Below are 7,551 nucleotides of genomic sequence, written 5' to 3'. Positions count from 1 at the left end.
CCCGCCGGCACAGCGGCGGGCTTGTCGAAGCCGCCGCGATACCGGCCACGGAAGATGTCGAGGCTGATCGGCAGCTGATAGCCGCCCATCTCGGGCTGTTCGGCATAGGTGGGCGGATAGACGTCGATGATCTTCACCACGAAATCGACATCGCTGCCAGTGGTGCGGGCGAAGAGATCGGCAAAGGGCGCGCCTTCCAGCCGCACTTCGTGATCCAGCACCGGGGTCTGATAGCTCAGCACATCGGGCCGTGTCGAGACGAAGCGCTGGTCCTGCACCAGCCACGCCGCCCAGCTCGGGTGATCGGCAAAGCGCGCGGGCAGCGGCTCGAAGGGCACGGGCTTGGCGGGATCGGAGACATAGGAGTCCGCGCCGCTGGGCTGCTGCGTGCCGAGGCCGTTGCTGGCCTGCAGGTAGAAGGGCGTGAGGCCGCTCTGGGGCACGCCGGGCCATTGCGCGAAGCTGTCCCAGTGCTTTTCCGCCGGATTGTAGATCATCGCCGAGGGCTGGGGCGTGGCGGGCGCGCGGTCCTTCAGATAGGTGTCGAAGAAGGGGATCAGCGTGTCGCGGCGGAAGTCGCTGGCGGTGTCGCCGGGCCATTTGAGCGCGCCAAGGCTTTCCGCGCTGCGGTTGACCTGGCTGTGATACCACGGGCCCATCACGATATGGTTGTTGTCGTGGCCCGCCGCCTTCAGCGCCTCATAGCTGTGGATCGCGCCATACATATCCTCCTGATCCCACAGGCCCTGCAGCCACAGGGTGGGCACGGTGGAGGGCTTGGCGACCACGAGCTTGTCGAGCGCCTGATCCTGCCAGAAGCTGTCATAGGCCGGATGGCTGGAGAGGCGGTTCCACCAAGGCAACTGCTTGAAGCCGTTGGTTTCCGCCCATGCGCCGGCGGTGCCCGCATCGAGGAAGGCCTGATAATCGTCATAGCTGCTGCGCGGCACGGGCTCGCCCTTGCCGGTCTTGCTGCTCTGCGAGGAGAAATAGTCGAGATTGACCTGACGGAAGGCGCCGTAATGGAACCAGTCGTCACCCATCCAGCCGTCGATCATCGGGCTTTCGGGGGCCGCGGCCTTCACGGCGGGGTGAGGGCCCAGCAGCGCCATCGTCACCGTCCAGCCATCGTAGGAGGAGCCGATCAGCCCAACCTTGCCATTGGATTCGGGCAGATTCTTCACCAGCCACTCGACGGTGTCGTAGGAATCGGTGGTGTCGTCGGTCTTGCTGTCATTCATCGGACCGCGCGGGGGGCGGGTCATGATGTAGGGCCCCTGCGAGCCATATTTCCCGCGAATGTCCTGATAGACGAAGATGTAGCCATCATCGACCCATTCGCGGTTGGCGCTCCACACCGCGTCGCGCAGATGGGGGATGTTGGGTTTCAGGAAGCTGTTGGCGTCATAGGGCGTGCGTTCCATCAGCATGGGCAGGCCTTTTGCGCCCTTGGGGATGGCGATGATGGTGTGCAGCTTCACCCCGTCGCGCATGGGGATCATCACCTCGCGGCGTTCGTAATCGAAGCCGGGGCGGGGGGCTTCCCATTTGGTGGGAATGTCGCTGGCCTCTTGCGAAGCAGAGGCCTTGGCGGGCTTGGCCTGAACCGCGAAAGGGGTGAGGCCCAGCGCCAGCACGGAGCAGGCAGCCAGCGCGAGACGCGCGGAGAATTTCGGCATGAATGAAGCGCCTTTAAAATGGGGGGAGCAAAAGGGCGATGAACCACTATGGAACGCCACAAGGGGTGTGACAATCCGTGTTCATGCCCGGCGCGCGTTTTGCCCCGCCTTTACGATTGCAGGCTTTTGCGCCTTAACCCTTGCCGTTCAGCATGCGCTCCACCTCGGCCAGCAGGCCGTCGCGCTGATAGGGCTTGTCGAACACGGCCTGAAACAGCTCGGGCTTTTCGCGGGCGATGCCGCCTTGCGCGCCGCTGACCAGAATGATCGGGATATCGGCCAGCGCGGCATCTTCATGCATCGCCTCGGCCAGTTCCAGCCCGGTCATGATCGGCATCATGAAATCGGTGATCAGCAGCGCGGGCTTGGCATCGCGCATCAGGGCAAGCGCGGCCTGCCCATTGGGCGCGGTCTGCACCTCATGCCCTTCGTCCTCGAGCATATCGGCCAGCATGACCGCGAGGAAATATTCGTCATCGGCGACAAGGATCAGCGCCATGTCAGGGGCACCTCCGTCCGGTCACGGCGCTTCAGCCGTCGATCGGATCACTGGAGGGTGCCGCCAGCTCATGATGCAGCGAGGCGCCGATCGCCAGCCCCCCTTCCGCAAATTCAATGAGGTGAGCGGCGGAATCGAAGTTCCCGTCCCTGACTTTCTGGACTGAAATCGACCTGACAAGGCGATGGTCCTCCTCGACCTGGCGCAGAAGGATCATGTTATCCAGAATGGCTGACAGATCCCGGGCCGGCGCGGTGACATCGGTTCCCACGAGTTCGCGGATTTCCCAGGTCGCCAAGGTTGTAACGCTAAGGGCGCGCAAGCGATCCACCAGGCTGGCGAAAAATTCGATCAGGCGTGGGCGATGATGCGCGGCGCGCTCAAAACCGCCGAAGCCGTCGATAAACAGGCGCTTGATGCCGCGCTGTTGCACCTGATCCAGCAGCTGATCGCCCAGCTTGTCGAGAATGTTGTCCGACAGCGAGGTCCAGTGCATCGTCAGATCCGGGCTGCCGCTGGCGGGCAGGGCGATGCCCAGCGAGCGCGACTTGGCATAGAGGCGGTGCGGGGTTTCGAAGAAGCCGAAATGCAGCCCCGGCTCTTCCGCGTTGGATTGCGAGAGGAAATGCAGGCCCAGCGTGGTCTTGCCGCCGCCGGTCGGCCCGGCGAGCAGCGTGACCGAGCCGCGCGGAATGCCGCCGCCCAGCAGCGCGTCCAGCTCGGCAAGGCCCGAGCCGACCCGGCCCGTGGCCGGTTCCAGCGCGGCGATGCCGGGATCGGCCAGCGCCTCCAGCCTGGGGTAGACGGTGATGCCGGTGTTGCTGATCTCGAATTCGTGAAGCCCGCCGATGGCCCGGCTGCCGCGCGATTTGCGGATCTGGATCTGCCGCACCGAACGCACGCCGGCCAGCGTATCGGTCAGCTCGACCACGCCGTCGACCATCGTATGCTCGGGGCTGATCTCCTTCACGCTGGAGCTGGTGAGGAACAGCACGCTGCAGCCCACGAAAGCGGCCTGACCCTGAATTTCGGCCACGAAGGTCTTCACGTCGAAATCGGTCTCGGCGCGGTCACGCGCGTTGAGCAGCCCGTCGAAGACCAGCAGGGTCGCGCCCTGCCGCTTGGTCTCGCGGCGCAGCAGCTTGACCACCGCATCCAGCCCCTCGTCGCGCAGGGTCTGGAAGACGCTGACATAGGTGATGTCATTGCCCAGCTTGGAACGGTCGAAGAAGTCGAGCACGTCGAGCGCCTGAAACAGCCGCTCATGGCTTTCGGCCAGCAGCGTCACGTAAAGCACCTTGCCGCCGCCCTCCAGATGGCTGAAGGCGATCTGGTTCGACAGGATCGTCTTGCCCGCGCCCGGCTGGCCCTGGATGATGTAGGAGGCGCCCGCGATAAAACCGCCCGCCAGAATCTGATCCAGCCCGCTGATCCCGGTCGTCAGGCGAGACATATCGTGCATCGGTGGTCTTTCTTCATAGGCGCCCGTCCGAACATGCGGACCGGCAATCATCCGCTGCCCGTCCTACAGCAGCGGCGGGGGACGTAAAGAGCAATTGCGTGGGGGCACGCCGCCCGCCGGTCGTCCGGCAGGGCTGGCGCGATTTTACATCGCTGTCAGCCCGCGGTTTCGGCCAGCCGTTCCCCGGTCTGCTTGCTGGCCCAGTCATGCCCGCCGACCAGACGCCACACTTCGCGCCCCTGCGCATCGTAATAGATGGTGGTGGGCAGGGTGGTGACGGCATATTTCGCCGAAGCATCCCCCTTGGGGTCGATCAGCGTCGAGAGATGGGCGAGGTTCTTGCTCTCCCAGAAGGCCTTGACCTTCTTGGCGGCGGAACCGTCCTCGCCGCTGTCCTGAGAGATTTCGACGATGCGCAGATGTTCGGCCTGCTCTCCGGCCAGTTTGTCCAGCGTGGGCAGCTCGGCCACGCAGGGCGCGCACCATGTCGCCCAGAGGTTGACCAGCAGCGGCTTGCCCTTGAGCGAGGCGAGCGCCACCGGCTTGCCGTCCAGCCCGCTGACCGTGAGATCGGGGATGGGGCTGCCGCGATGGCTGCGGTCAAAACCTGCCGCGGGGGCCGCTTCTGCCGAATTGGCCGCAGAGGCTGACTCCGCCTGTTGCGTCGCAGCGCCGCTTTGCCTATCGCAGCCGCCAAGTAACGGCATGACCAGCATAGATCCGAGGACGACACGCGTGAGTGAAGGGCAAGACAGCAAGGCAGGCTCCAACCAGATGTGGGGCGGGCGCTTCGCCGAAGGGCCCGCCGCGATCATGCGTGAGATTAACGCCTCGATCCCGTTCGACAAGGCCCTGTGGAAACAGGATATTGCCGCCAGCAAGGCGCATGTCGCCATGCTGGGCGCGCAGGGCATCGTTTCGCCCGAGGATGCCGCCACGATTGCGCAGGGTCTGGACAAGGTGGCCGAGGAATATGCCGTCAACGGCGTCCCCGAAAACTGGGATCTCGAAGACATCCACATGACCACCGAAAGCCGCCTGGCCGAGCTGGTCGGCCCGGTGGCCGGGCGCCTGCACACCGCGCGCAGCCGCAACGATCAGGTTGCCACGGATTTCCGCCTCTGGGTGCGCGATGCCTGCGACAGCGCTTTGGTGGGCCTCAACGCCCTGCAAAAGGCGCTGGTGGAACGTGCCGGCGAACATGCCCATTCGATCATGCCCGGCTTCACGCACTTGCAGACCGCGCAGCCCGTCACGTTGGGCCATCATCTGATGGCCTATTACGAAATGGCCAGCCGCGACGTTTCGCGCTTTGCCGATGCCCGCGCGCGCATGAACCGTTCGCCGCTGGGCAGCGCGGCGCTGGCGGGCACGGGCTTCCCCATCGACCGCTTCGCCACGGCCTCGGCGCTGGGCTTCGACAGCCCCACCGACAACAGCCTCGATTCGGTCTCGGACCGCGATTTCGCGCTGGATTATCTGATGGCCGCCGCGCAGGCCGCGCTGCATCTTTCGCGTCTGGCGGAGGAGTTCATCATCTGGGCCAGCCAGCCCTTCGGCTTCGTCACGCTGCCCGATTCGCTTTCGACCGGCAGCAGCATCATGCCGCAGAAGAAGAATCCCGACGCCGCCGAACTGGTGCGCGGGCACAGCGGGCGCATCATCGGCAGCCTCACCAGCCTGATGATCACCATGAAGGGGCTGCCGCTCGCCTATTCGAAGGACATGCAGGACGACAAGCCGCCGGTCTTCGAGGCCGCCAGCCTGCTCACCCTGTGCCTCGCGGCGATGACCGGCATGGTGGAAAGCACGAAGTTCCGCACCGACCGCATGCGCAAGGCCGCCGAACTGGGCTATGCCACCGCCACCGATCTGGCCGACTGGCTGGTGCGCCAGGCGAACATCCCCTTCCGCGAGGCCCATCATATCACCGGCGCCGCCGTGAAGCTGGCCGAAACCAAGGGCGTCGCCCTCGATCAGCTCAGCCTTGAGGAACTCAAGGCCATCGACGCGCGTATCGATGAAGGCGTCTTCCCGGCGCTCTCGGTCGAGGCTTCGGTGGCCTCGCGCGCCAGCCATGGCGGAACCGCCCCGGTTGAGGTAGAGAAGCGCGTCGCGCAAGCCCGCGCGGCTCTTGGCCTCTGACGTCTGCGAAAGCGAAAGGAATGCCCATGCGTCTGACCGCCCTTCGCCCGATCCTGCTGGTGGCAAGCCTTGCCGCCCTGTCGGGCTGCGGTCAGATGGCAGAGCTTAAACCCCGGCAGGGGCATCACCTGCCGGTCGCGCCCTATGGCCGCGCCGACCAGCCCAATGCCAATGAGCTGCTCGGCTACACCTCGCAGAACCGCCCCAACCGCGCCATCGAGCTTTACACCCGCAGCCAGCCCCGCGCCGACGATCCCTTCGATCTGCCGCCCGAGGAAGAGGCGAGCCACAAGTAAGGCCCGCCCGCCACGCCGGGACCATATCCTTTTCCCAATTTCAGGAAGATCCTGACCGATGGACCATTTTTCCTACCAGAACGGCATCCTGCATGCCGAAGACGTCGCCCTTTCCGCCGTGGCGGACGCCGTGGGCACGCCTTGCTACGTCTATTCCAGCGCCACGCTGCGCCGCCATGCCCGCGTCTTCGCCGAGGCGCTGTCGGTGCTGCCCTCGGTCCACATCGCCTTTGCCGTGAAGGCCAACCCCAACCTCGCCGTGCTGCGCCTGCTGGCCAGCGAGGGTTACGGCGCCGATGTGGTCTCCGCCGGCGAGATGGATCGCGCGCTGAAGGCGGGCATCGCGCCCGATCATGTGGTTTTTTCCGGCGTCGGCAAGACGGCGGACGAGCTGACCCGCGCCCTGAAAGCCGGGATCGGCCAGTTCAACCTCGAATCCGAGGAAGAGGGCGTGGAGCTGGCGCAGATCGCCGCCTCGCTGGGCCTCACCGCCAGCGCGGCGCTGCGCGTCAATCCCGATGTGGACGCTGGCACCCACGCCAAGATCTCCACCGGCAAGGCCGAGAACAAGTTCGGCGTGGCTTATGATCGCGCCGCCGGGATCTATGGGCGCTTGGCCGCCCTTCCGGGCCTGTCGATGCGCGGTCTTGCGGTGCATATCGGCAGCCAGCTCTCGCGCCTCGAACCGCTGGAAGACGCCTTCAGCAAGATGGGCGAACTGATGCGCACCATCCGCGCACAGGGCGACACGATCACCCATATGGATCTGGGCGGCGGCGTGGGCGTGCCCTACAAGCCCGGCGACAGCTTCCCCAGCCCGCAGCAATACGCCACCATGATCGCGGGCGTCACCGCCGACTGGGGCGTGACTCTGATGTTCGAGCCGGGCCGCATCATCGCGGGCAACTCGGGCGTGCTGATCACCCGTGTGGTTCGCGTGAAGGAAGGTGTGGCCGCGCCCTTCGTGGTGGTCGACGCCGCCATGAACGACCTCGCCCGCCCGGCGCTTTACGGCGCGTGGCACGATTTTCTGGCCGTGAAGCCCAACGGCGGCACCTTCACCGCCAACATCGTGGGGCCCATCTGCGAGTCTTCGGACACTTTCGCCATGGGCCGCCAGATCGATACGGTGCAGGCGGGTGACCTTGCCGTGTTCCGCACCGCCGGGGCCTATGGCGCCACCATGGCCAACACCTACAACAGCCGCGCGCTGGTGCCTGAGGTGATGGTCGAGGGCGACAAGTGGGCGGTGGTCGCCAAGCGCATCGATCCGGCGACGATTCTGGCGGCGGAAGATGTGCCGGAGTGGTTGAAGTAAGTTAAAAGGGAAAAGCGAGGGGGTTACCCCCTCGCGCTCCCATAACGTTTTCCGACGCCAGGGCGGGGGGGCCCGATCCTTGTGCCTCGGCTCTCCACCAGCGCCCACCTAAGGCGCCGTGGGCCTGGAAATTCCTGCTTGCGGCGCGGTGG

General features: G+C 65.5%; 7 protein-coding genes. 3 read left to right on the top strand and 4 right to left on the bottom strand.

Annotated elements, in window-relative coordinates; genetic code table 11:
- The 4 genes from SR3_RS25510 to SR3_RS25495 form a co-directional block, all read right to left on the bottom strand.
- Nucleotides 1-1,679 (bottom strand): CocE/NonD family hydrolase (locus SR3_RS25510; RefSeq protein WP_084455915.1); only part of this gene is annotated, 1,679 nt, incomplete at its 3' end.
- A gap of 133 nt (nucleotides 1,680-1,812) precedes the next feature.
- Nucleotides 1,813-2,178 (bottom strand): response regulator, encoded by a 366-nt coding sequence (locus SR3_RS25505; protein WP_068092537.1) that lies wholly within the window; start codon nucleotides 2,176-2,178, stop codon nucleotides 1,813-1,815.
- 31 nt (nucleotides 2,179-2,209) lie between these two features.
- A complete protein-coding gene (locus SR3_RS25500) occupies nucleotides 2,210-3,640 on the bottom strand; it encodes an ATPase domain-containing protein (protein ID WP_068092535.1) in 1,431 nt (476 codons plus the stop codon).
- Nucleotides 3,641-3,795: 155 nt separating this feature from the next.
- Nucleotides 3,796-4,347, bottom strand: coding sequence for a TlpA family protein disulfide reductase (locus SR3_RS25495; RefSeq protein WP_245654098.1), 552 nt, complete (start codon nucleotides 4,345-4,347; stop codon nucleotides 3,796-3,798).
- A 67-nt stretch (nucleotides 4,348-4,414) separates the two neighbouring features.
- On the opposite strand from SR3_RS25495, the gene argH reads away from it, so the two are divergent.
- From argH to lysA, 3 genes are read left to right on the top strand one after another with little or no spacing between them, the layout of a single operon-like run.
- The gene (gene argH / locus SR3_RS25490; protein WP_068092528.1) at nucleotides 4,415-5,785 is read left to right on the top strand and encodes an argininosuccinate lyase; all 1,371 of its coding nucleotides are present in this window, start codon (nucleotides 4,415-4,417) and stop codon (nucleotides 5,783-5,785) included.
- A 26-nt stretch (nucleotides 5,786-5,811) separates the two neighbouring features.
- Complete coding sequence (locus SR3_RS25485; protein ID WP_068092526.1) at nucleotides 5,812-6,081, top strand: hypothetical protein; 270 nt, start codon at nucleotides 5,812-5,814, stop codon at nucleotides 6,079-6,081.
- Nucleotides 6,082-6,139: 58 nt separating this feature from the next.
- Nucleotides 6,140-7,399, top strand: coding sequence for a diaminopimelate decarboxylase (gene lysA / locus SR3_RS25480; RefSeq protein WP_068092525.1), 1,260 nt, complete (start codon nucleotides 6,140-6,142; stop codon nucleotides 7,397-7,399).
- The last annotated feature ends 152 nt before the right edge of the window (nucleotides 7,400-7,551 follow it).

The organism is Novosphingobium rosa NBRC 15208 (genome assembly GCF_001598555.1).
In the GTDB taxonomy this organism is placed as follows: Bacteria; Pseudomonadota; Alphaproteobacteria; order Sphingomonadales; family Sphingomonadaceae; genus Novosphingobium; species Novosphingobium rosa.
Note: the sequence above shows the minus strand (reverse complement) of the source record. Positions and strands in the feature narration are given on the sequence as shown.